The sequence below is a fragment of the Lentimicrobium sp. L6 genome (genome assembly GCF_013166655.1).
GTDB lineage: Bacteria > Bacteroidota > Bacteroidia > Bacteroidales > UBA12170 > UBA12170.
In genome coordinates this window covers 1-23,721 of sequence record NZ_JABKCA010000024.1, presented here as the reverse complement: position 1 = coordinate 23,721, position 23,721 = coordinate 1, and the positions used below count along the sequence as shown (strand labels likewise).

At 36.0% G+C, this 23,721-nt stretch carries 18 protein-coding genes; 16 read left to right on the top strand and 2 right to left on the bottom strand.

Features of this window, described 5'->3' with window-relative positions; all coding sequences use genetic code 11:
* The first annotated feature begins 8 nt into the window (after positions 1-8).
* The 16 genes from HNS38_RS07935 (at position 9) to HNS38_RS07860 (ending at position 22,185) form a co-directional block, all read left to right on the top strand.
* On the top strand, positions 9-947 hold the full coding sequence (locus HNS38_RS07935) for a hypothetical protein (protein WP_172283531.1): 939 nt from the start codon (positions 9-11) through the stop codon (positions 945-947).
* A gap of 154 nt (positions 948-1,101) precedes the next feature.
* Positions 1,102-2,403 (top strand): family 16 glycosylhydrolase, encoded by a 1,302-nt coding sequence (locus HNS38_RS07930; protein WP_172283533.1) that lies wholly within the window; start codon positions 1,102-1,104, stop codon positions 2,401-2,403.
* 3 nt (positions 2,404-2,406) lie between these two features.
* Positions 2,407-3,234 (top strand): family 16 glycosylhydrolase, encoded by an 828-nt coding sequence (locus HNS38_RS07925; RefSeq protein WP_172283535.1) that lies wholly within the window; start codon positions 2,407-2,409, stop codon positions 3,232-3,234.
* 36 nt (positions 3,235-3,270) lie between these two features.
* Positions 3,271-4,533, top strand: coding sequence for a T9SS type A sorting domain-containing protein (locus HNS38_RS07920; RefSeq protein WP_172283537.1), 1,263 nt, complete (start codon positions 3,271-3,273; stop codon positions 4,531-4,533).
* A 211-nt stretch (positions 4,534-4,744) separates the two neighbouring features.
* Entirely contained in the window at positions 4,745-6,310 is a 1,566-nt protein-coding gene (locus HNS38_RS07915; RefSeq protein ID WP_172283539.1) for a sugar porter family MFS transporter, read from the top strand.
* A 43-nt stretch (positions 6,311-6,353) separates the two neighbouring features.
* On the top strand, positions 6,354-9,806 hold the full coding sequence (locus HNS38_RS07910) for a hypothetical protein (RefSeq protein ID WP_172283541.1): 3,453 nt from the start codon (positions 6,354-6,356) through the stop codon (positions 9,804-9,806).
* A gap of 7 nt (positions 9,807-9,813) precedes the next feature.
* A complete protein-coding gene (locus tag HNS38_RS07905) occupies positions 9,814-10,698 on the top strand; it encodes a glycosyl hydrolase family 17 protein (protein WP_172283543.1) in 885 nt (294 codons plus the stop codon).
* A gap of 192 nt (positions 10,699-10,890) precedes the next feature.
* Positions 10,891-11,964: a glycosyl hydrolase family 17 protein gene (locus HNS38_RS07900; RefSeq protein WP_172283545.1), complete on the top strand. Its 1,074-nt coding sequence runs from the start codon at positions 10,891-10,893 to the stop codon at positions 11,962-11,964.
* A 31-nt stretch (positions 11,965-11,995) separates the two neighbouring features.
* Complete coding sequence (locus tag HNS38_RS07895; protein ID WP_172346250.1) at positions 11,996-13,429, top strand: MFS transporter; 1,434 nt, start codon at positions 11,996-11,998, stop codon at positions 13,427-13,429.
* Between the two features lie 21 nt (positions 13,430-13,450).
* Complete coding sequence (locus HNS38_RS07890) at positions 13,451-14,959, top strand: glycoside hydrolase family 30 protein (RefSeq protein ID WP_172283549.1); 1,509 nt, start codon at positions 13,451-13,453, stop codon at positions 14,957-14,959.
* 4 nt (positions 14,960-14,963) lie between these two features.
* Positions 14,964-15,974 (top strand): glycoside hydrolase family 2 TIM barrel-domain containing protein, encoded by a 1,011-nt coding sequence (locus HNS38_RS07885; protein WP_172283551.1) that lies wholly within the window; start codon positions 14,964-14,966, stop codon positions 15,972-15,974.
* Positions 15,975-15,978: 4 nt separating this feature from the next.
* Positions 15,979-17,340 (top strand): MFS transporter, encoded by a 1,362-nt coding sequence (locus HNS38_RS07880; protein WP_172283553.1) that lies wholly within the window; start codon positions 15,979-15,981, stop codon positions 17,338-17,340.
* 169 nt (positions 17,341-17,509) lie between these two features.
* Positions 17,510-20,290: a GH36-type glycosyl hydrolase domain-containing protein gene (locus HNS38_RS07875; RefSeq protein WP_172283555.1), complete on the top strand. Its 2,781-nt coding sequence runs from the start codon at positions 17,510-17,512 to the stop codon at positions 20,288-20,290.
* Between the two features lie 11 nt (positions 20,291-20,301).
* A complete protein-coding gene (gene rbsK, locus HNS38_RS07870) occupies positions 20,302-21,207 on the top strand; it encodes a ribokinase (RefSeq protein WP_172283557.1) in 906 nt (301 codons plus the stop codon).
* 108 nt (positions 21,208-21,315) lie between these two features.
* Entirely contained in the window at positions 21,316-21,510 is a 195-nt protein-coding gene (locus HNS38_RS07865) for a two pore domain potassium channel family protein (RefSeq protein ID WP_172283559.1), read from the top strand.
* A gap of 348 nt (positions 21,511-21,858) precedes the next feature.
* Positions 21,859-22,185, top strand: a complete 327-nt coding sequence (locus HNS38_RS07860; RefSeq protein WP_172283561.1) for a hypothetical protein — start codon at positions 21,859-21,861, stop codon at positions 22,183-22,185.
* A 20-nt stretch (positions 22,186-22,205) separates the two neighbouring features.
* On the opposite strand, the gene HNS38_RS07855 is transcribed toward HNS38_RS07860, so the two are convergent.
* Positions 22,206-22,901: a hypothetical protein gene (locus tag HNS38_RS07855; RefSeq protein WP_172283562.1), complete on the bottom strand. Its 696-nt coding sequence runs from the start codon at positions 22,899-22,901 to the stop codon at positions 22,206-22,208.
* Positions 22,902-23,405: 504 nt separating this feature from the next.
* Complete coding sequence (locus HNS38_RS07850) at positions 23,406-23,603, bottom strand: hypothetical protein (protein ID WP_172283564.1); 198 nt, start codon at positions 23,601-23,603, stop codon at positions 23,406-23,408.
* Between the last annotated feature and the right edge of the window lie 118 nt (positions 23,604-23,721).

Here is a 23,721-nt window from a genome sequence, read left to right as displayed (position 1 = left end):
TGATAATTATGAAAAATAGATTTAAATATTTAATAGTGGCTCTTGCTGGAATACTATTTGTTTTCTCAGCATGTGATAAAGACAAACATGAGCTAGGGGATTTAGTTACACCTACAAATCTAAGTGTTTCTTATGTTATTGAAGGTGTTGATGCTGAAAACCCAAATGGCGATGGTAGTGGATTTGTAAACTTCACTGCCAGTGCTAATAATGCCATCACTTATACCTATGATTTCGGAGACGGAACCGATGTAAAAGTGGCTGCAGATGGTAATATCAAATATCGTTTTGCAATAAATGGTGTTAATACTTATAATGTTACCGTTTCTGCAGTTGGAACCGGAGGACTTCAATCTACAAAAACTGAGCCTGTTGAAGTATTCAGTAGTTTCGAAGATGAAGAAGCTTTAGAATTCCTAACTGGTGGAAGCTCAAAATCTTGGTATTGGGCTGCTGATCAATTAGGTCATGCCGGATTAGGTCCTGTTACCGAAGATTATGGTAATCTTGATTATACTTGGCCAAACTGGTGGCAAATTGGTGCTTGGGATACCGATAAAGCATGTATGTATGATGCTGAATTTGTATTTACAAAAACAAGTACAGGACTTACTTTCGAGCAAGTTTCTGGTCCAGCCTTTGTCCCTGGTGCATATGCAGGTGTCATTGGTGTTGAAGGTGATGTATGTCACAATACTGATGTAGTTCCAGATCTTTATGGAGTTAAAACAGTAACATTTGCTCCTTCTTCTACTATGGCTGCTCAAGATGGTGGGTATAGAGGAACAGCTTTTACTCTTTCTGATAATGGAACCATGTGTTGGTGGGTTGGTAAAAGTACCTATGATATCATTGAAGTTTCTGATACTCAATTGAAAGTTAGAATTGAGCAAGATGGTGAATTTGCATGGTACCACACTTTTGTGAGTGTGAAACCTGTACAATAGCATGAATAAGCTTTAGCGGTTTTTACCGCTAAAGCTTTTATTTTTAATAATATAGCTTTTGAAACGAACAATGGTTTTAGCTTGTAATCATTCGCCAGCAAGCATGATTAAATTCATTGAGAGTTCCATCTGACTAACAAAATCTATAATACAGATGAAAATTCTATTAAAGTTCAGCTTGTTTTTAATGTTTTCTACATTAATTTTTATGTCATGTGACAAAAAAGAAGAATCAGATTTTACAGCTGGTTTTACTTTTGATTATATCAATGATAATACAGTTTATTTTAACAATACATCCTCTGGTGAGTATTACTCACTAACGTGGGATTTTGGAAATGGGGACATCATTACAACAACTGATAAAAAAGAAAGCTTTCAAATTCATTATGCATTGAAAGGTGATTATACTGTTAGTTTAAAAGTTTTAAATTATAATGGAACAACAAAAACAGCATCTGATATTATAGTTATTGATAACTCTAATCTTCCTAATTTAAATGCAAGCTTTACTGCAACCCCAACCCAAAGTAATCCTAATTATGTGCTCTTAACTAATACCACAGAAGGCGAATTTGACTCGTTTAAATGGTTGTATAGAGATCAAATCATAGCTAATGAAGATGATTATTTGGCTCATTTCCCTTTGGCAGGGGATTATGAAATAGAATTACAAATTATTCGTGGTGAAGATGTTTTCACATCCACACAATCAATAATAATTGATGAGGATGACCAAGGAGAACCTAATTTAATATGGTCAGAAGAGTTTGATTATACGGGCTTACCAGATGCTAGTTATTGGAATATGGAAACTGGCGGAGGAGGCTGGGGAAATAACGAACTCCAGAATTATACCAACAGAGAAGACAATGCTCTTGTTGGCAATGGCTACTTAACCATTACTGCCAAAGAAGAAGTTTATGGCGGAAGAAATTATACTTCAGCAAGAATCACTACTCAGAATAAATTCGATTTCAAATATGGTAAGATAGAAGCCAGAATAAAGCTTCCTTATGGCCAAGGGATATGGCCAGCCTTCTGGATGCTAGGAAGTAATATTAATTCTGTAAGCTGGCCCGCTTGTGGAGAAATTGATATTATGGAATTAGTGGGTGGTACAAATAGAGATAATATCTCTCATTCTACTATACATTGGGATAATGCAGGTCAGCATGCTTCCTATGGTGAATCTTATAGCTTATCCAATGGGATTTTTGCTGATGATTTTCATGTGTTTAGTGTGGAGTGGGATGAACAATCCATTAGAGGTTTTGTGGATGGCTCACAATATTTTGTGGCCGACATTACCCCTTCTGGCTTAAGTGAATTTCATGAGGATTTCTTCATTATTTTGAATTTGGCGGTGGGAGGAAATTGGCCCGGATCACCAAATGCAAGTACTGTATTTCCTCAAACCATGCAAGTAGATTATATCAGAGTTTATAAGAACTAAATGATGAAAACAGTATTACAAATTCTAGTCATATTAATTATAGGAATGCTCATGACAAACTGTGATTCAAATCCAAAATCTCCATCTAAAAATGAAGGTGAATGGAAATTAGTATGGCAAGATGATTTTAATTATTCTGGCCTTCCTGATTCCACAAAATGGGACTATGATACTGAAGGAAACTCTGCCGGCTGGGGTAATAATGAGGCACAGCATTATACCAAAATGGATAAAGACAATGCTTGGGTAGAGGATGGTAAACTTAAAATTACAGCTAGAAAAGAAAAGTTTGAAGGAAAAGAATTTACTTCTGCTAGACTCATGTCAAGAGTTGCATGGCAATATGGTAAAATAGAAGTACGAGCAAAGCTTCCGGAAGCCAGAGGCACCTGGTCTGCCATTTGGATGATGCCCGGAGGATGGTCTTTTAATGATGGAAATTGGCCAGATATTGGTGAAATTGACATCATGGAGCATGTGGGACATGACTTGGGAGTGATTCATGCATCAGCACATTCCAAGGATTATCAATGGCAAAAAAACTCACAGAAAACCAATACCGTTCCCATTTCTAAGGTACATGAACAATTTCACACTTATAAGGTGGAATGGTCACCAGAGGTTTTGAAATTCTATGTGGACGATCAACTCTATTTAACTTATGAAAATGAAGGCCTAGGAGAATCAAAATGGCCTTATGACAAACCTTTTTATCTGCTTTTAAATGTTGCAGTTGGAGGAGCATGGGGAAATGTGCAAGGTATCGATGAACAAACCTTTCCTCAAGTGATGGAGGTTGAGGAGGTAAAAGTATTCCAACTTAAGAATTAAACAATCAATAAATTATTAAACAAAAAACTAAATATTATGAAACAAATCTTTACAATTTTAGCTTTAGTTATTGGCATTATCACAGTTAATGCACAGTATATTTATAATGATTTTGATGCGAATCAAAATGTAACAGTAGCTGGTTGGCCAAATGTTGCCAACTTAATAGCAAACCCCGATGCCAGTGGCATTAATACTAGCGCAAATGTAGGTGAATGGGTAAGATCTGGAGAACAATGGGCTCATATGTTTTTGGAATTAGATGGTACTATTGACTTTACAACTGGAACAACTTTTCAAGTTAAAGGGCATTTTCCTATTGCTTGTCAAACCTTATTAAAACTTGAATCAGCTGATGGAGCATTTACAGAAGTAGCTGTTGATGTAACCACTACTGGAGAATGGGTCCAACTGAGTTATGACTTTCCTGATGGAGAAACTGGAATTTATAATAAAATAGTTATTTTCTTTGATATTAATTCTTCAGTGGAAAGCACTTTTTATATTGATGATATAGAAGGACCTGCTTTTCAAAATGGACCTCCTCCAACTCAAATCGACCTTCCTATTACTTTTGATGATGCAGAACTTAACTATGGTTTAATTGATTTTGGCGGAAATGCATCATCAATTATTGAAGACCCTAATAATGCAGGAAATATGATTGTTCAATCCATTAAAACTGATGGAGCTGAATTATGGGCAGGAACAACTGTTGGTGGTAATGCAGGATTTGCAAATCCAATTCCATTTACTTCAGATTTAACTTATATGTCTGTTGCTGTTTGGTCTCCAGAAGCTGGAATTCCAGTTAGACTAAAAGTAGAGGATGCCAATGAGCCAACCATGTCTGTTGAAACAGAAGCTTTAACAACCGTAGCAGAAGCATGGGAAGTTTTAGTTTTCGATTTTAGCAATGAAGCTACAGGTACTGCTGCAATCAACTTCGATTATAACTATAATAAGGCCAGTATTTTCTTCAACTTCGGTATTACTGGAGCAGAGGCAGGTGAGCAAACTTATTTTTGGGATGATGTTGAATTTCTAGCAAACGGAGTTTCTATTGACGAATTAGAGCAAGTTGAATTTGCAGTATATCCTAATCCAGCTTTAAATTTCATCAATCTTCCAATTGGAAGCAGCGATGTTAAGTTATATTCAATTACAGGGAATGTGGTTTTTGAATCATTTTCATCAGATTTAACAATAAACATAAGTAAACTTTCAAAAGGAGTATATTTTGTTTATTCTCAGAATAATGATGGTAAAATTTATCATTCAAAATTCATTAAACATTAAAGATAATTTGATAATTATTTGAAATCGTGGGGATGTCTAAAAAGCACTTTGGTTGTTTTGCGATTTGAATATTTTTAAGTATTCAAATCGGTCCGCCTAATGAACAGAGAATTGCTTTTTTAGATAACCCCTCTTTCACATCCTCATTCAAAACAAATTCTTTAGATTTGTTAGCAATTTAACTAAAAAATCTATCGGAAATAAAGGACATATGAAGCAAAAAAGTGGAAATGTAGTTTTAATCTCTCTTATTGTAGCCCTTGGTGGCTTTTTAATGGGGTTCGATGCTTCGGTTATTTCTGGAGTAGTCAAATTCATTGAACCAGAGTTCGGCTTAACTAAATTAGAATTAGGATGGGCTGTTAGTTCCCTTACCCTTACTGCGACTTTAGCCATGATGCTTGTTGGTCCTTTAAGCGATAGATACGGAAGGAAGAAGATTCTTTCCTTTGCAGCTGCCATCTATGCTTTATCTGCTATTCTTTCTGCTCTGGCTCCCAGCTTCTGGTTTTTAGTGGTCGCTAGAATGATTGGTGGTTTTGGAGTTGGAGCTTCCCTAATTATTGCCCCTATGTATATTGCCGAAACCGCTCCTCCACACATGCGCGGCCGTTTGGTATCTTTCAATCAATTAAACATTGTGATTGGTATTTCTGCTGCATTTTTTACTAATTATCTGATTTTACAATGGGGCAAATCTGATGCCTCATGGGCACAAGCCTTGCAATTTGATGCATATAACTGGCGTTGGATGCTGGGTTTAGAAGCACTACCTGCTATTATTTACTTTTTTGCCCTCTTCATAGTTCCGCGTAGCCCAAGATGGTTAATTATGAAAGGAAAAGAGGAAGATGCCATTAGAATAATGGAAGCATCTGTTGGATCTGTGCAAGCCCACCAAGACCTAAAAGTGATAAAAGAAAGTCTTCATGCTGATAAAAACAAGGCTAAAGCAAAACTGACGGATATTTTTAAACCCTCAGTACGTACCGTATTAATGATAGGGGTGGTTCTTGCAGTTCTGCAACAAATAACTGGAATCAACTCTGTATTCTTCTATGCACCTATGATATTTGAACAAACAGGTTTAGGAACCGATGCCGCATTCTCTCAAGCCATTCTCGTTGGACTCACCAATCTCGTATTTACCATTGTTGCCATAGGAATGATTGATAAATTTGGACGTAAACCATTATTGATATTTGGTATGTTGGGTATTGCCATCTCCATGTTGGTATTATCTTATGGGTTTTCCACCGCAGAATATACCATTACAGAAAAGACATTAACAGAAATGACTAAGGAGAATATCTCTACTCAGAAATTTGATAAAATATTAGGTGTAAATTATCAATCGGAGGAGGAATTTAAAGAAGCATTATTACATATTATTGATGCCAAGACTTTCGAAAAATCAGAAAGTCAAATCATGCAATCTTCCATACAATTGAATGCCAATTTTATTCTATTTGGCATTATAGCCTTTGTGGCTTCCTTCGCGGTTTCCATAGGGCCTGTGATGTGGGTTTTATTCTCCGAATTATTTCCCAATGCCATTAGAGCTATTGCCATATCGTTTGTGGGCTTTTTAAATTCCATGACCAGCTTCTTGGTTCAATTGGTTTTTCCTTGGGAATTAGAAGTATTAGGTAGCTCCATCACCTTCCTTATCTATGGCTTGTTTGCCATAGCAGGTTTACTATTTGTATTAAAAGCAGTACCTGAAACTAAAGGAAAGTCTTTGGAAGAATTAGAAAAACAATTGGTTAAAGAATAACAATTAAGAAATCATATTAAAAATCCAGAAAAATAAAATCGATATGGATAAAATATATATCGGAAACAGTGAAATAACATCTAACAAAGGAAATGTTTCTGGTCAATTTGTAGAAATTGACGGTGAGAAATATTACCAAATTCAGAATTATCACGAAATGCCAGATTTCTTTATCAGCATAGTGAGTAATTCCGATCATTGGATGTTTATATCTAGCAATGGCTCATTGTCAGCTGGAAGAAAAGACAGGAATAGTTCCTTATTCCCCTATTATACCGATGATAAAATTCATGATTATAAAGGCATAACAGGAAGTAGATCCTATTTCTTGGTGGAGAAAAACAATCGTAATTCTCTGTGGGAACCTTTTACCGACGAATCACCAAAATTCTATAATATAAGCAGAAACCTATACAAGAGCATTTATGGGAACAGTCTCATTTTTGAAGAGATAAATCATGATTTAGGACTTAGTTTTCAATATGGATGGTATAATAGTGAGCAATTTGGCTTTGTGAAAAGATCCACTTTGTTTAATCATGATAAAGAAAATGTAAAAGTTAAAGTTCTGGATGGATTGCGAAACATACTCCCCTATGGTGTAGATTATGATTTCCAAAATGCATACAGCAATCTTTTGGATGCTTATAAGAAAAATGAATTGATTGAAGGTAGTACGCTTGGCTTATTCATGCTGAGCTCCATTCCTGTGGATAGAGCAGAACCCAGTGAAGCTTTAAAAGCTACCGCTGTTTGGTCATTTGGATCTAGCAAGAAAAGCACGATCCTAGTTTCGGATAAGCAGATTTCTAAATTTAAAAAGGGATTAAAACTGGAATCGGAATTCGATATCAGAGCGTCCAGAGGAGCCTATTTTATAAATGATGAAATAGAATTAGAACAAAATACAAAGAAGGATTGGTTTACCATTGCTGAGATCAATCTCGATACTACTCAAGTATCAAATTTGAAACAAATTATTTGCAGCGGCACCTCTATTGAGGATTTAATATTTGAGGACATCAATAAGGGAACCCAAAACCTTAAGAAGATGGTGTCGTATGCAGATGGTTTTCAGATGACCAATACCGATTTATGTTGGGCACGTCATTATTCCAATACCCTATTTAATATTATGCGTGGAGGAGTTTTTATCAATAATTATATGGTAAAGGCAAATGATTTCAAGCAGTATTTATGGCAAATCAATAAATTGCTTTTTAAGGAACATCAGTCCTGGCTCGAAAGTTTGGCAGACGATATTTCATATTTAGATTTATTAGCAAAGGCAGAGGAATTAAACAATGCTGATTTGTTGAGAATCGTCAACGAATACCTTCCGCTAACCTTTAGCCGACGTCATGGTGATCCTAGTCGCCCATGGAATCAGTTTTCAGTGGAGACCCAAAATGAGGATGGTAGTATTAAATATAACTATCAAGGCAACTGGCGCGATATTTTTCAAAACTGGGAAGCGCTCACCTATTCTTTCCCAGAGTTTATTGAAGGTATCATCAGTAAATTTGTAAACGCCTCCACCATTGATGGTTATAACCCCTATCGTATTATGCGCGATGGCATAGATTGGGAATCTCCAAATCCGGATGATCCTTGGGCGTATATTGGCTATTGGGGCGATCATCAAATCATCTACTTACAAAAGCTATTGGAGCTTTCGAATAATTTCCATCCTGGAAAACTAGATGAAATGCTCACCAGCGAAATCTTCACCTATGCCAATGTTCCCTACCAAATAAAACCTTATGAGGAAATTGTAAAAAATCCAAAAGACACGGTTTTATTTAATAAAGAACTCAATGAAAAAATAAATGCAGAAGTAGAATATTTGGGTGCCGATGCTAAATTATTGAAATCCAAATCAGATTCTCAGATTTACAAAGTAAACTTTACCGAAAAGATATTAGCCACCTTGCTTTCAAAAATGAGTAATTTCATTCCTGAGGCTGGTATCTGGTTGAATACACAACGCCCAGAATGGAACGATGCCAATAATGCCTTGGTAGGCAATGGAACTTCAATGGTTACCCTATATCACCTCAGAAGATTCTTGAAATTTTGGAAAGGTAAATTTGAGGATTCTAAACATGAAAGCATCAGTGTTTCGGAAGAATTAGCCAGATTATTTAGCAGTATCCATCAAGTTTTTGATGAAGGACAAGCAGTTTTAGAAAATGGCTTTAAGGATCAGGACAGGAAGAAGATGACTGATGCTTTGGGTGAAGCCCATAGTAAATTCAGAGGCGAGATTTATCAATTCTCATTTTCTGGCGAACGAAAGAAGATTTCTACAAAAGAAATGAGTTCTTTTTGTGAAGTATGTTTAAAACATATCGATCAAAGCATCAAAAAGAATGAACGAGAGGATGGTTTATATCATGCTTATAATCTCATCACTTTCCATGAGGATTCTATTTCTGTCAGAAACCTTTATGAGATGTTGGAAGGACAAGTAGCCATTTTGAGTTCAGGACTTCTATCTGTAAAAGAGAGTTTAAAAGTGCTCAATGCTTTGAAGAAAAGCGCCATTTATAGAAAAGACCAATATAGCTATATGCTATATCCTAATCGAGAACTTCCTCGATTTAACGAAAAAAATAATATTCCACAAGTGATGGTGGAACAGTCAGTATTACTAAAGAAACTGGTAGAGAATCAAGAAACCTCCATCATCAAAGTTGATGACCTAAATAATTACCACTTCAATAGTGCTTTTAGAAATGCTGAAGCACTCGATCATGCCTTGAATAATTTGAGGATTGGTAATTATGGTCATTTGGTTGAGGAGGAGAAAGAATTCATTTTAGGTATTTATGAGAAAATATTTGACCATAAATCCTTTACCGGAAGATCTGGTACTTTTTATGGATACGAGGGCTTAGGATCCATTTATTGGCACATGGTTTCAAAGTTATTATTGGCTACTCAGGAATGCTATATGAAAGCTCTTGAGGATGGTGAAGATAAAGAAACCATTGGGGAATTAAAGCAGCATTATTATGAAATTAAAGCCGGTATTGGTTTATATAAATCTCCAGAATTATACGGAGCATTTCCTACCGATGCTTACTCTCATACCCCACTAAATGCTGGAGTAAAACAACCCGGATTAACAGGCCAAGTGAAAGAAGATTTTATTTCTAGAATTGGCGAAATGGGTGTTCTTATAGAAGAGGGAAAAATGGTATTTAATCCTTCCTTATTAAACGATGAGGAGATATTAAAAGATAAGCAATCCTTTGAATTTTTGAGCTTAGATGGAGAAACCTCCTCTTTAGAGTTAAATAAAAATCAAATTGCTTTCACCTTCTGTCAAGTTCCTGTGGTTTATAGTTTTAATACAGAACAAAAGATAGATATCACTTTTGATAATGGTATTATGGAATCCATAAAAGGTGATGAAATAAGCAAAGAGAACAGCCAATTGGTTTTTAAAAGAACTGGCGATATTAAGTTAATAGAAGTATTTTTTAAATAGAATAATAATGTCATTTAATAGCAAAAAAATATGGGCCTTAACAGGTGTAAATGCCCTACACAAAACAGAAGAAGAAATCATTTCTTTATTTCATGAGAGTCTAAAGGATCCTATGCATGGTATGTGTTTTAGTCCTTATGTAAACGGGCAAAAACCTGGTGATCAATTGAGCGAAGAACAAATTCGTAGACGATTAGAAATTATTCAGCCTCATACCAAGTGGGTCAGATCCTTTTCTTGTACCGAAGGCAACGAAATGATTCCTCAAATAGCGCATGAAATGGGACTAAAAACCCTAGTAGGCGCATGGTTAGGGGAAGATAAAGAAGTAAACGAAAAGGAAATAACAAAGCTTATTGAAATGGCTAAAGAGGGCCATGTTGATATTGCTGTGGTTGGAAATGAAGTCTTGTATAGAGGAGACTTAACAGAAACAGAACTTTTAGATTATATCAATAGAGTAAAACAAGAAATTCCAGAGATTTCAGTGGGATATGTTGACGCGTATTACGAGTTTGAAAACCATCCTCAAATTGCATATGCTTGTGATGTGATTTTAGCCAATTGTTATCCTTTTTGGGAAGGCTGTAGCATAGATTATTCCTTACTTTATATGAAGGATATGTATGCCAGAGCTAAAAAAGTAGCTAAAGGTAAAAAGGTAATCATCACCGAAACAGGATGGCCCAACGAAGGAGAAAAGCTTCATGGTGCACAGCCCTCCAAAATCAATGCTTTGATTTATTATCTGAATGCACAGGCATGGTCAAGAGAAGATGATATTGACTTATTCTATTTCTCTTCATTCGATGAATCTTGGAAAATAGATTCTGAAGGTGATGTGGGACCATTTTGGGGACTTTGGAATACTGATGAAAAATTGAAATATTAAAAAATAAGGACAAGCTTATGCGGATTTGTAATCCGCATATAGATAACAATCGGATTGCAAATCCGATTAAGCTGAGGTCGTTGAGCTTGTCGAAGCGACAAATAAAATCCATAGTCACTATGGCCATTTCGACAAGCTCAATGACCTTTACAACAGCTCTTGCAAAATTTGAGCAGAATAAATAACAAACAAATGAAAACAGCAATAATAGGAAGAATCATGAGAACACAAATCATTTTATTAATCAGCTTATTAGCGCTATTTTCATGTAAGACCGAACACAAGCAAAACCAACAAAATATGAGCGAATCTAAGCACTCAACTATAATGACTAAACAAACTACAAAGGCTCTCCTAATGGGAACTTCAAAAGCTGTTTGCTATTCTGGCTTTAGGAGTGGACAACATCCAGACAGAGGCGATGGCGCTGTAAACCCAAGTTATGAGGAGGTTCTTGAGGACCTGAAAATCATTTCTGAGCAAGCCGATTTTCATTTAATTCGATTATATGATAGTGGCGAGAATTCAGAACTGACCTTGCGAGTTATCAAGGAGAATAATATTGATATCAAAGTGATGCTGGGCATTTGGCTTCAAGCCGAATTGAGTGCCCACGAAACCTGTTCTTGGTTAACAGAACCCATTCCTGAAGAAGAGCTGGCAGCAAATAAAGAGCTCAATCTTTTAGAAATTGAAAAGGCCATTGCTTTGGCTGATAAATACCAAGACATCATTATTGCCATCAACGTCGGAAACGAAGCCTTAGTGGATTGGAATGATCATAAAGTAGCAACGGATACCATTATTTCCTATGTAAAAAGAGTAAAGAAGTCGGTTCCACAGTTGGTGACGGTAGCCGATAATTACAAGTGGTGGGCAGAGCATGGTATAGAGTTAGCTAAGGCTGTCGACTTTGTTTCTCTACATATTTATCCTGTCTGGGAAGGGAAAGACATCAACGAAGGCTTGTCCTTTACCATAGAGAATTATAATGAAGTTAGAAAAACACTACCTAATGCCAGAATAGTAATAACTGAAGCAGGTTGGGCTACCATAGCTACAGAATTTGGGGAGCGTGCTAGTGAAGAAAAGCAATTACAGTATTATCAAGAATTCATGCAATGGTCTAAGGAGATGAATATCACCTCTTTTTGGTTCGAGGCTTTTGACGAAGATTGGAAAGGAGAACCTGGAAATATGATGGGAGCCGAAAAACATTGGGGCTTATATACGGTTGATAGAAAACCTAAAAAAGTGATGCAATAAACTATAATAATAAACTCGTAAAACTAATCCTATGGCACATTTTAAAACAGCAAAAGAAGACATAGTCCCCTTTGGACAAAAACTAGCATTCGGTTCAGGACATCTAGCAAATCAGTTATTTCCAGCAGCATTAGGAGTGTTTATGGTGGTGCTGGTGATGTCATTAAATATGAATCCAATATTAGCAGGTTTGCTGGGTGCTCTTCCAAGGCTTTTAGATGCACTTACCGATCCTATTATGGGTTTTATTTCAGATAATACCAAATCGAAATGGGGAAGAAGAAAACCTTATATTTTCATAGGAAGTGTGATTACTGGAGTGGCATTTATGATCATGTGGCAATTAAACCCTGAGAATTCTCAGACCTATAATTTCTTTTACTTTTTAATTGTTTCCGTATTTTTCTATATCGGTTATACCATTTTTGCTACGCCATTAATTGGATTGGGTTATGAGATGACTCCCGATTATAATGAGCGTACTAGATTAATGGCTGTTTCGCAATGGATGGGACAAATTGCCTGGATGATTGCTCCATGGTTTTGGGTGATTATCTATGATCCAACTATATTTGAATCTGCTCCCGAAGGTGCAAGAATACTATCTATTATGGTTGGTGGAGCCTGCATGATACTTGGAATCTTACCTGCTCTTTTCAACAAAGAAAGAGTTGCTCCAGATGACAGTAAAATGGTGAATTTATCAATGAAAGATTTAGCAGCAAACACCAAAGAATTTGTAAAAGGGATAAAATTGACCCTTAAAAACAAACCCTTCATGAAGCTTTGTGGAGCTACATTCTTAATTTTTAATGGCTTCCAAACAGTCGCTCAATTTGCCATGTTTATTATTGTTTACTATCTCTTTGATGGTGATAAAGTAGCATCTGGAACTTGGCCTGCATGGTTCGGAACCATAAGTGCAATTGCTACTGCTGTACTCGTCATTCCTATTGTCACTAAAATCTCTGAAAAGATGGGAAAGAAAAATGCTTTCATTATCGCAACACTAATTTCTATTATTGGTTATGGCTTAAAATGGTGGGGATTCAACCCAGAAAATCCCTGGTTAATGTTTATGCCTATCCCTTTCCTATCTTTTGGAATAGGTGGTTTGTTTACCTTGATGATGTCAATGACAGCTGATGTTTGTGATTTAGATGAATTAAATAATGGTGAACGTAGGGAAGGAATGTTTGGAGCAGTTTACTGGTGGATGGTAAAATTAGGAACAGCATTGGCGCTACTTACAAGTGGTATTGTTTTGTCTTTTGTGGGTTTCGACCAATCTGTAGATCAACAAACAGTGGACACTTTAACCAACCTTAGAATTGCTGATATTATTATTCCTATACTTACAGCTCTTATGGCCATAGTGATAGTTTGGAAATATGATATTACAGAAGGAAAAGCCCATGAAATACGAAAAGCCTTAATTGCACGTCGTGGAAAAGTATCTCATTAAAGGAAAATAAAATCAGGAATTATGAAAGCTATAAAACTCACTTTAAAACTCCTTATTATTATGGCTTTATCCAGTTGTCAAGTTGACTCCAACAAGTTAGCCGTGGAGGTATACGAAACCTCAGCAAGTGGAAATCAACTCACAAAACGTACTGAGTTTGTAGAAAACAAAGAAGCCATAAATATTAAGATATTGCCGCAAAATAAATTTCAAACCATCACTGGTTTTGGAGGCTCATTTACTGAATCTTCTGCCTATTTACTCAATCAGCTTAGCAAGGAAAATAGAGAACTTATATTAGAAGCTTATTTTGGATCAGAAGGTGCTAAATACTCATTAACTCGTACTCATATTAACTCCTGCGACTTTTCTATATCTAATTATTCCTATGCTCCTCTAAAAGGTGATAAAGAACTCAAAAGTTTCTCCATAGAAGAAGATCGCGACGATATCATCCCCATGATTAAAGAAGCCATGGCTATTTCTGAGGATGGTTTCAAAATCATCTCTTCTCCATGGACCGCCCCACCTTGGATGAAAGACAATGACAGCTATGTGGGTGGAAAATTATTGCCAGAATATTATGATACTTGGGCCCTATTCTTCTCAAAATACATAAAGGCTTATGAAAAAGAAGGAATAGAAATCTGGGGTCTCACTGTAGAAAACGAACCTCTTGGAAATGGAAATAACTGGGAAAGTATGCATTTCTCAGCAGAAGAAATGCTAGACTTTGTAAACAATTATATGGGCCCAAAATTAAAAGAGGAGGGTCATGATGTGAAAATTCTAGCCTACGATCAAAATCGTGGAGACGAGTTAATCGAGTGGGCCGAAACCATCTATAAAGACGAAGCTTCATCAGAATACTTCGATGGCTTTGCCATTCATTGGTATGCCAGTACTTTTAATTATTTCCCTAAATCTTTGAATCTGACTCATGAATTAGCACCCAATAAATATCTTATTCAATCAGAAGCTTGTGTAGATGCAGAAGTACCACATTGGAAAGATGATGCTTGGTATTGGTCAAAAGAAGCCACCGATTGGGGATGGGATTGGGCTTCTGAAGAGCAAAAACACCACCATCCTAAATACGTTCCAGTCTACAGATATGCTCGTGATATTATTGGTTGCATGAACAACTGGGTAGATGGTTGGGTAGACTGGAATATGGTTTTAGATAGACAAGGAGGTCCTAATTGGTTTAAGAATTGGTGTACAGCTCCAGTCATTGTCGACCCCGAAAAAGATGAGGTATACTTCACCCCGCTCTATCACACCATGGCTCATTTTAGTCGGTTTATTCGCCCCGATGCCGTTCGTATTGGTTTTGAAAACACTGACGAAAACTTGATGATGACAGCAGCACAAAACCCAGATGGAACTATTGCCATAGTACTTTTAAATATGGAAACAGAAGCCAAAAGCATTCATTTAATGCTTGGTGAAGATTCGGTTGACATTCAAATTAGTGCTCAAGCCATACAAACCCTAATGATTCCATCTTTAAATAAGGATAAAAACTAAAATGATGAGAACTTTTATAATCCTATTCATGACTATCGTCTTGGCTTCCTGTAATAACCAAATGACAGATGATGCAATAAAGATTTCAGGAAATAAAATATTAGTGAATGAGGAGTCTTACCTCATCAAAGGTATTTGCTATCACCCAGTACCTAAAGGAAGCAATCATAGAGATTTCGGTCATTTGTCGGAAGATTTATCCTTAATGAAAGAAGCTGGTATCAATACCATAAGGCTATATGCTCCGCTGGATGACAAAAAGGTGTTAGATGAAATTCATGAAGCAGGAATAAAAGTAATCATTGGATTTGGCTATAATCAAGAGGGATATTTTGATATTCTTTCAGGGTCATTTATCGACTATATTGAAAAGTATAAAGCACATCCCGCCATCTTATTATGGGAATTGGGAAATGAGTATAATTACCATCCTGAATGGTTCGAAGGAGATATGATAAACTGGTATATTGCTTTAAATACGGCAGCAGATCTCATTCATCAGCAGGATCCAAATCATCCTGTTGCAACAGCCCATGGGGAATTACCTGACTCTTTAGCTTTGGCCACTTGCCCCAATATCGATGTTTGGGGAATGAATGTTTATCGTTGGGACAATCCAGAAAGCATTTTTGGAGAATGGAAGGCCATAAGCTCTAAGCCCATGTATCTTTCAGAAGCTGGTGCAGATAGTTATATGACTGTAGAAAAGCCAGGTTATGAAGCAGGTATTAATGAGCAAGCCCAAGCTGATGCCACAGCAAAAATACTAGAAGCTACATTTAGAAATCAAGAAATATGCTCAGGAGTCACTCTTTTTGCTTTTATAGATGAGTTATGGAAAGCAGGAAATAACGAGCAATACGATCCCGGAGGATGGGCGCCAAATAGCAGTGGTATACCCTATGATGGCAGTCCAAATGAAGAATATTGGGGAATTCTAGATATCAATAGAAATAAGAAGTTGGCTTTTTTTACCGTAAAAGAAAGTTATTTGAGTCAAACCAAGAAGCATTAAAAACATGGGAACAAAATTATCATTAAAAGAAAAAATTGGATATGGATTAGGAGATACTGCTTCTCATTTTGTATGGGATATGGTGGGTTTTTGGATCCTCATTTTTTATACAGATACCTTTGGTATTTCTGCAGCAGCAGCAGGAACTATTATGTTAATTGCTAGAGTTTGGGACATGATTAGTGATCCACTTATGGGCATTATTGCCGATAGAACCAATACCCGTTGGGGCAAGTTTCGTCCCTATATTTTGTGGATGGCCTTACCATATAGCGTATTGGCGGTTTTGACATTCTCCACCCCGGATTTAGGCCCAACAGGTAAGGTGATATATGCAGGGGTGACTTATTTCCTATTGATGACCGTTTTTACCGCCATCAATCTACCTTACTCCTCTTTAGGTGCAGTAATGACCTCTGATTCTTATGAAAGAGCAGGTTTGAACTCTTATCGCTTTATTTTTGCATTTATAGGTCAGCTTGTGGTTACTGGTACAGCACTTACTTTGGCCTTGTATTTTGGGCAAGGTGATACTGCTTTAGGTTATCAATATACTTTAACCCTATTTGCCTTCATCAGTTTTGCCTTATTCATGATTACTTTCAAAACCACCAAAGAAAGAGTGAAACCACCCAAAGGTCAGAAACAAAATCTCAAAGAGGATTTAAAGAATCTTTTTAAGAACAAACCATGGGTTATTCTGTTTTTCGTGGGAATCATTTCTTTTGTGATGTTTGCCATGCAAAACCTTACGATTGCCTACTATTTTAAATACTATATCGGAAATGAATCTGATGTGCAATTATTCAATGTCATTGGAACCATTGCTTTAATCGTTGCCATCCCCTTCTCTAAACCATTAGCCAAGCGTTTTGGTAAAAGAAATGTGTTCTTAGCCAGCTCTTTAATATCGGGAATGTTCTTTATGCTGCTTTATATTCCTGGAAACGATAATATAATCAGCATATATGTTTTAAATATACTAGCAAAAATGACCTATGCACCTGCAGTGCCTTTATTATGGACTATGCTAGCAGATACCGCAGATTATTCTGAATGGAAAACTGGAAGAAGATCAACAGGTTTGGTGTTTTCTGCAGCTACTTTTGCGCAAAAAGCAGGTTGGGGAATTGGTGGAGCTTTGGCTGGTTGGATTTTGGCCATCTACCATTTTGAACCCAATGTGGAGCAAACGGTAAGTTCAATTACTGGAATCAAACTAATGATTTCTGTTTTTCCAGGTATTCTCTATATGTCCACGGCTATTTTACTCTTCTTTTATAGCATCGATCATAAAACATGTTTAATCATGCAAAAAGATTTAGAAGCCAGAAGAGAAAAGATAGATTTTGTTGAAGAAGATTAAAAAAAGCAGAAAACATGGAATAATCGTCTTCGTTCATACCAATAATATCATTAGATATCCTTAAATTTGATGCGTCATCATTTTGGTATATAAATACCATTTCTATATAGGTGATGCGATTGGGAATAAGGCCTCGGCAAATATTCCTTTTTTATTGGAGGAAAAAAAGATGAAGAAAAAAACCTTTGGGGGTAAATTAGCTAGGATAGAACAAGGGCCATTATGGACATTTAGCGATAATGAAAGTGGTGCATTTATAGCACCTGAGGCCGATTATTTATCAAGGTTATATTTCCCTTTGATGAATTCTGCCGGAATGAAGTCTTGGGTAAGCCCAGATTTAAAAGGAGATATTTGCTCCTCATTTAGTCATTATTTAAACCCTCCTCTAGTGACTGAGGATATTAGCAAAACCGTAGCTTCTAGAAATTGCTGGATTAGCTTAAAAGGTGAAAAACCTTGGTCTGCAACAGGAGTATCTGCTTGGCAAAAAGCCAACAAATGGACGCTAAATCCTGATGAATCCGAAGTAAATGCTCAACCTGGTTTATTTGCAGTAACACGAAGAAATAAAGTGCTCAAATTGGCCTGTACCTTGAAGGTATTTATTCCTTCTACAGACGACAAAGTAGAGCTCATACATATTGAAGTAGAGAATAATGATACGGTAGCCAAAACTTTTGATCTTACTTATTCCCTTCCACTCTTTGGCCGACATGCCGATAATGTTCGCGATCATCGACAAGTAACCACCATGTTTCAAAGAATCTTTCAAGAGGAGCATGGAACAAGAATTAAAGCAAATATAGTCCACGATGAAAATGGACATTCCCCAAATCATACCAGTTATATGGTTTTAGGTGCCGATGCGGAAGGTAATAAACCCAATCATATTTGGCTGAAGATGAGCGATTTTATAGGGGAGGGTGGAAGCTTGGATAACCCTGAGGCCGTTTTCAAAAAGCTAAATGCACCATCTTATGAACTTGGAGATGTGGATGGTTTTGAAGCTATTGGTGCATTTCGCTTTTCTGATATTGAAATCAAACCCAATAAAAAAACTAGCTTTATCATCATCCAAGGAATCAGTGATGACGATAAAATATCACAGAAGTGGATATCCAAATATGGCGATGAGGAAAAGATAAATCAGGCCATAGAGGAGACTAAATCTTATTGGCTGAAATATACCAATAGAATTCGTTTCTCGACAGCCGATTCTAATTTCGACAATTGGGCCAAATGGGTCATCTATCAAGTAAAAGCAAATCAAGAATTAGGAAATTCATTTTTGCCAGACTTTAGCTATGGCAGAGGAGGTAGAGGCTGGCGAGACCTTTGGCAAGATTTACTTTCTGTTTTATTAGTAGATCCTATTAGTGCTAAAAATGAAATTATAAACAATTTCAAAGGTATTAGAATGGATGGCTCCAATGCCACTATTATAGGCTCTGAGCCTGGAGAGTTTATTGCAGATAGAAATGATGTTGCCCGCTCCTGGAGCGATCATGGAGCATGGCCTGTATTTGTAGTCAACTTTTATATGCACCAAACTGGTGACTTCGATTTATTATTGAGAGACCTCTGTTATTGGAAAGACCAATATATCTATCGAAGCAAAGGAATAGATGCACAATGGGATATTTCCCAAGGCAATCAGCAATTAAATGCAGAGCAGGAAGTATATAATGGAAGCGTTCTTGAGCATTTATTACTCCAGCAACTTTCTGGATTCTATTCTGTGGGAGAACATAATATATTGCAATTGGAAGGCGCCGATTGGAACGATACTTATGATATGGCTCGAGAGAGAGGCGAAACGGTTGGTTTTCATGCATTTTATGGAAACAATTTACGCTTAATGGCTCAATGGCTCACCCTCCTTGAAGAAAAAGGAATTTCAGAAGTAAAATTAGCCAAAGAAATACTCCCATTGCTTGATACTTTAGCAGATCAAGAAAGCCTCGATTATCGACAGATAAAAGATAAAGAACGTTGTGTTTATAAATATTTCTCCGCTGTAGAACATCAAATTAGTGGAAAAAAAGTAAGCATTAGTGTTATAAGTCTTAGAGAAGATTTGGAAGCCAAATCGGCTCATATATTTGCTCACATTCAAGATAAAGAATGGAAGCAATATGCTGATAATGCTGGTTTTTATAATGGACATTATGATAATATCGGTCAAGCTATTGATGGTGTGAAAAAGGACAAAACTCAAATTGACTTAACCACACAAGCCCTGGCTATCATGAATAATGCAGCTTCAGACGAGCGCGTCCCTTTAATACTAAATGCGGTTCAAGAATTACTGAAAGATAAAGGAAAAAAAGGACTCAGAATCTGTAGACCATTTAAAGAATTAGATTTAAATGTAGGCCGTATTTCAGGTTTTGCCTATGGGCATAAAGAGCATGGTAGCAAATGGATGCAGCAAAATATTATGCTAGCCTATGGTTTATATGAGCGTGGATTCTCCAAAAAAGCCAATCAAGTTTTAGATGATGTATTTCATTTATCCACCAATTCTCGACATTCAAAAATATTCCCTGGTATTCCATCTTGTTTCGAGCCAGAAGATAGAGGATCTTATGCCTGGCTAACTGGTTCTTCGGCATGGATGATGTTGAGTCTGACGAGCCAAATGTTTGGAGTAAGAGGTTTAAAAGGAGATTTACTTCTGGAACCCAAATTGGTGCCTTCGCAATTCGATGAAAAAGGGGAAGCTTCCATTGAACTCTATTTTCAGGATAAAAGGTTATTGGTAACTTACGTATTCAAGCCTCTTAATAAAATGTCGGAATATGTAATTGGAGTCATCAGTATCAACGATATTCCAATGGTATCTACCAGTCAGAAGTTGAGCAAATATTTAGTCTCTAGGAAAAATATGGACAAGTATTGCGATAGAGAAGTGAATCATATTAAAGTATTTTTACAAAGGAAATAAAATAAAGCCTTATGGGGAAAATTGTAGTTATAGGTAGTATAAATACAGATATGGTAGCATGTGCACCAAATCTTCCGGTACCAGGAGAGAGCAGATTAGCAACTAGTTTTAATATTCACTTTGGTGGAAAAGGGGCAAATCAAGCCGTTGCTGCAGCTAGAGCAGGAGGAAAGGTGAGTTTAATAGCTAAAGTTGGTCATGATGATTTTGGAAGAGAGGCCATTGAGAATTATAAAAAGGACCAAATTTCTACAGACTATATTTTTGTTGATGAAAAAGAACCTTCTGGAGTGGCTTTGATTATGGTGGGTGATGTAAGCGGACAGAACTCTATTATGGTAGCACCAGGTGCCAATCACAAACTCTCCATAGAAGATATTAAAAAGGCTGAAGATGTGATTGCCAAAGCCGATGTGGTTTTGGTTCAACTTGAAATCCCCATGGAAACAGTATTGTTTTCCTTACAAATGGCTAAAAAACATGGTGTAACTACCATTTTAAACCCAGGGCCTGCTAAGTATTTAAACGAAGAAATCTGGGCGAATGTAGATTATATTACTCCTAATGAATCTGAAACACATTTTTTGGTAGGTGTAAACCCAAAAACAGATGCTACTATAAAAAAAGCTTCCACCATGCTTCTCGAAAAAGTGAATAAAGGAGTCATCCTTACTTTGGGTCAAAGAGGAGCTTATTATAGTTCTAAGGAAGGTAAATCTATTTTGGTTCCAAGTATTCGCGTATCTGCAGTAGACTCCACCGCTGCAGGAGATGTTTTTAATGGCTATTTAGCCCAAGGAATATCAGAAGGTTTATGGGTAAGAAACTCCATTATTATAGCCAATAAAGCAGCTACGATTTCTGTAACCAGAAAAGGGGCACAATCCTCTATTCCTTATAAGGAAGAGCTTAAATAATTTTCCAATAAGAAGAAGTGTTTTTTAAACCTATCATATTCAATACTTAGGATTTGATTATTTTGTATCTTTTGGCTCATAAACCATAGCCCTTAATTTAAATATTAGATGAAAAAGAGAATCATCTATCCCATTATTCTTTTGGTGTATTTCGTACTATTAGTGATTTTAGTCATAGTAGAAAGCGATAAAGAAGCCTCTTCCATTAAAAATATTTGGAATGCTATCTGCTACCTTCTGGTTACTATTTCTACTATCGGTTATGGTGATGTTACCCCATTACACCTATTGGAAAAAATATAGGTGTCACCTTTGTTTTAAGTAGTTTGGCAATTATGGCTTTTTTTATTAGTAAATTAACTAATAACCTCAGTATGACATTGTATTAGGCTACATTTTCAGATAATTAGCTCATATATGACACGAATTTATGAAGAGTTATCGGGATAACTCAATGAAATTTGGGGAAATAGAGGGGCTAATTATCGAAATCCACTAGTAGAAAAGGCAATAATACAACATCTTTTACTTAATATTACTTTGATATAAACCGCTATAACTGCATGATTATTAATATAAACCTAATGCATAATTGGCTTTCTGTGGCAATTATTTAATAATCGAACTCAGAATGAAATTGCAGCCAAATTAGTGGCGAGTTATATTTTCGAACCAGAAGTAACCATACTTACTGAGGATATTATGTCCTCCGATACAGGAAAATATGATTTTGATATTATGGAGTTTAAAATTATAGAAGGAAACGACTATATAGGCAAAGACTATAATTGGATTTTCTATGATTTACAACAAAAATACCATTGTGTTTTACTTGGAGTATTTCACAGAGGAGTATTGTTTAAAAACCCTGCTCATGAATTAATAATAGAGAACGGAGATTATCTGCTTTTAATCGCTAATGTTGATTCTAAAGAAAAACTCAAGTCTATTTTCCAAATAGAACAAGGTAGCTTTTAGCTGTCATGAATCAATCAGTTCTAGAGTTTTTCTAGAAATTTAATATAGCTTTTGCTTTCTTTTATTTCTTCCAATTGTAGTTGAATAAGAGATTGATATACTTCCTCAGTTTGTAGTAATTCCTCTTTAGTGAATCGAGTGTTTTTAGACCTTAAACTAGGAAAGCCTTTCTTTTTCAAATATTTAGTCTTGGCTTTTATATGTATCACTTTATCTGGAGTAAAGACTTGTACATCCATTTGTAGATAAACTCTGATAAAGGCTTGATTATTTCCCTGAATAAAACCAATTCTTCCCATTTCCACAGTAATATTTTCTTGCTGATAAGGATCCAAAAGCGCAGATTGAAGCAAAATAAAACCATCTAAACCCCATTCTTGTTTCAGCTCGTCCAACCATTTTTTTCTAAAAACCTTTTTCTCTTTTCTGGATAATTTCGACTCCTCCAATAAATAGTTTTGATAGATAGTCTCCTCTAATCTAACAAGAACAAAGTCAGAATTCCCTAAAACACGATGGGTAATATCATCTGCAAAGTTTTGCAATTCAAAAGGCATAGAATAGATATTCGAGAAATTCTGAAAAGAAGATAATCCCAAATATTGATGCTTCATCACTGAATCCATTTCCAAAATATAGCCTATTTTTTTTTGTGCTTGAATGGCAGTAATAGAAACCAGAATCCCGATGATTATGAAGAAAGTCTTGAAGTTCATTTTTGGTGTTTTATAGAGCAAAGATAAGAATATCCTTCTGAGGTGTTTCTTTGGTTCTTCCATACAAGTTGTTTATGCAAACAAGAATAGCTTAAAACTACAAACTATTTAGGTATCAGGTTTAAAAAGGGTGCATTCTTTATGGAATTAAGCACTGAGGTTGAAACTCAGATTGTAAAAATTGTAATTGACAAATCATTATTAATCACCAGTTTAAACATTATTCTAGGCCTAGAATATAATCAATATAAAAAATGGTGAAATGTAATATTCTTCTTTTTTATGGCCTGTGTTATAGATCTTCTTTCTGAATTGTTTAAAAACTAATATCAGGTATTATTAGTTTTTAAATGAGATACCATTATTTCTGATTAAGACCATTATATAATCGAGAAGTATGCGGATGCATTCAATCGCTTATCAAAACCTATTTTTTTAATTAGTATACTTTAATTGCTATTTAAAAATGATATATAGGATTCTTAAACCCAAGCCAATCGCTATTCATATCATCATATATAGAGACAATAATTTTGATTTGGATTGATGCTGGGCGATAAAACCATCCATCACTTCTATGTTTTTATTAAACTGAAGGGCAGATTCAAAATCTCGGATTTTTGCAAAAATAACATTCTGGCTCTCGTTCAACTGATTCAAATTTTTGGCCAGCTCTCCATCCAAATTGGCACAATCGCTCATAAGCAGAACCTTTAGAGAATCCATATAAGTCAATTGATGTTGTAAGTGGATGATTTCCTCAGAGCAAACTCACACTTTTATATCAAGCACCTTTAGTAAGTAGTCTTCATTCCATCCG

Coding starts and splice junctions, on each gene's coding strand:
- HNS38_RS07900 (WP_172283545.1), top strand. CDS start 10,891: ATGAAAACAGCAATAATAGGAAGAATCATGAGAACACAAATCATTTTA.
- HNS38_RS07850 (WP_172283564.1), bottom strand. CDS start 23,603: ATGAGCGATTGTGCCAATTTGGATGGAGAGCTGGCCAAAAATTTGAAT.
- HNS38_RS07895 (WP_172346250.1), top strand. CDS start 11,996: ATGGCACATTTTAAAACAGCAAAAGAAGACATAGTCCCCTTTGGACAA.
- HNS38_RS07910 (WP_172283541.1), top strand. CDS start 6,354: ATGGATAAAATATATATCGGAAACAGTGAAATAACATCTAACAAAGGA.
- HNS38_RS07855 (WP_172283562.1), bottom strand. CDS start 22,901: ATGAACTTCAAGACTTTCTTCATAATCATCGGGATTCTGGTTTCTATT.
- HNS38_RS07865 (WP_172283559.1), top strand. CDS start 21,316: ATGAAAAAGAGAATCATCTATCCCATTATTCTTTTGGTGTATTTCGTA.
- HNS38_RS07920 (WP_172283537.1), top strand. CDS start 3,271: ATGAAACAAATCTTTACAATTTTAGCTTTAGTTATTGGCATTATCACA.
- HNS38_RS07935 (WP_172283531.1), top strand. CDS start 9: ATGAAAAATAGATTTAAATATTTAATAGTGGCTCTTGCTGGAATACTA.
- rbsK (WP_172283557.1), top strand. CDS start 20,302: ATGGGGAAAATTGTAGTTATAGGTAGTATAAATACAGATATGGTAGCA.
- HNS38_RS07930 (WP_172283533.1), top strand. CDS start 1,102: ATGAAAATTCTATTAAAGTTCAGCTTGTTTTTAATGTTTTCTACATTA.
- HNS38_RS07890 (WP_172283549.1), top strand. CDS start 13,451: ATGAAAGCTATAAAACTCACTTTAAAACTCCTTATTATTATGGCTTTA.
- HNS38_RS07880 (WP_172283553.1), top strand. CDS start 15,979: ATGGGAACAAAATTATCATTAAAAGAAAAAATTGGATATGGATTAGGA.
- HNS38_RS07885 (WP_172283551.1), top strand. CDS start 14,964: ATGAGAACTTTTATAATCCTATTCATGACTATCGTCTTGGCTTCCTGT.
- HNS38_RS07905 (WP_172283543.1), top strand. CDS start 9,814: ATGTCATTTAATAGCAAAAAAATATGGGCCTTAACAGGTGTAAATGCC.
- HNS38_RS07925 (WP_172283535.1), top strand. CDS start 2,407: ATGAAAACAGTATTACAAATTCTAGTCATATTAATTATAGGAATGCTC.
- HNS38_RS07915 (WP_172283539.1), top strand. CDS start 4,745: ATGAAGCAAAAAAGTGGAAATGTAGTTTTAATCTCTCTTATTGTAGCC.
- HNS38_RS07875 (WP_172283555.1), top strand. CDS start 17,510: ATGAAGAAAAAAACCTTTGGGGGTAAATTAGCTAGGATAGAACAAGGG.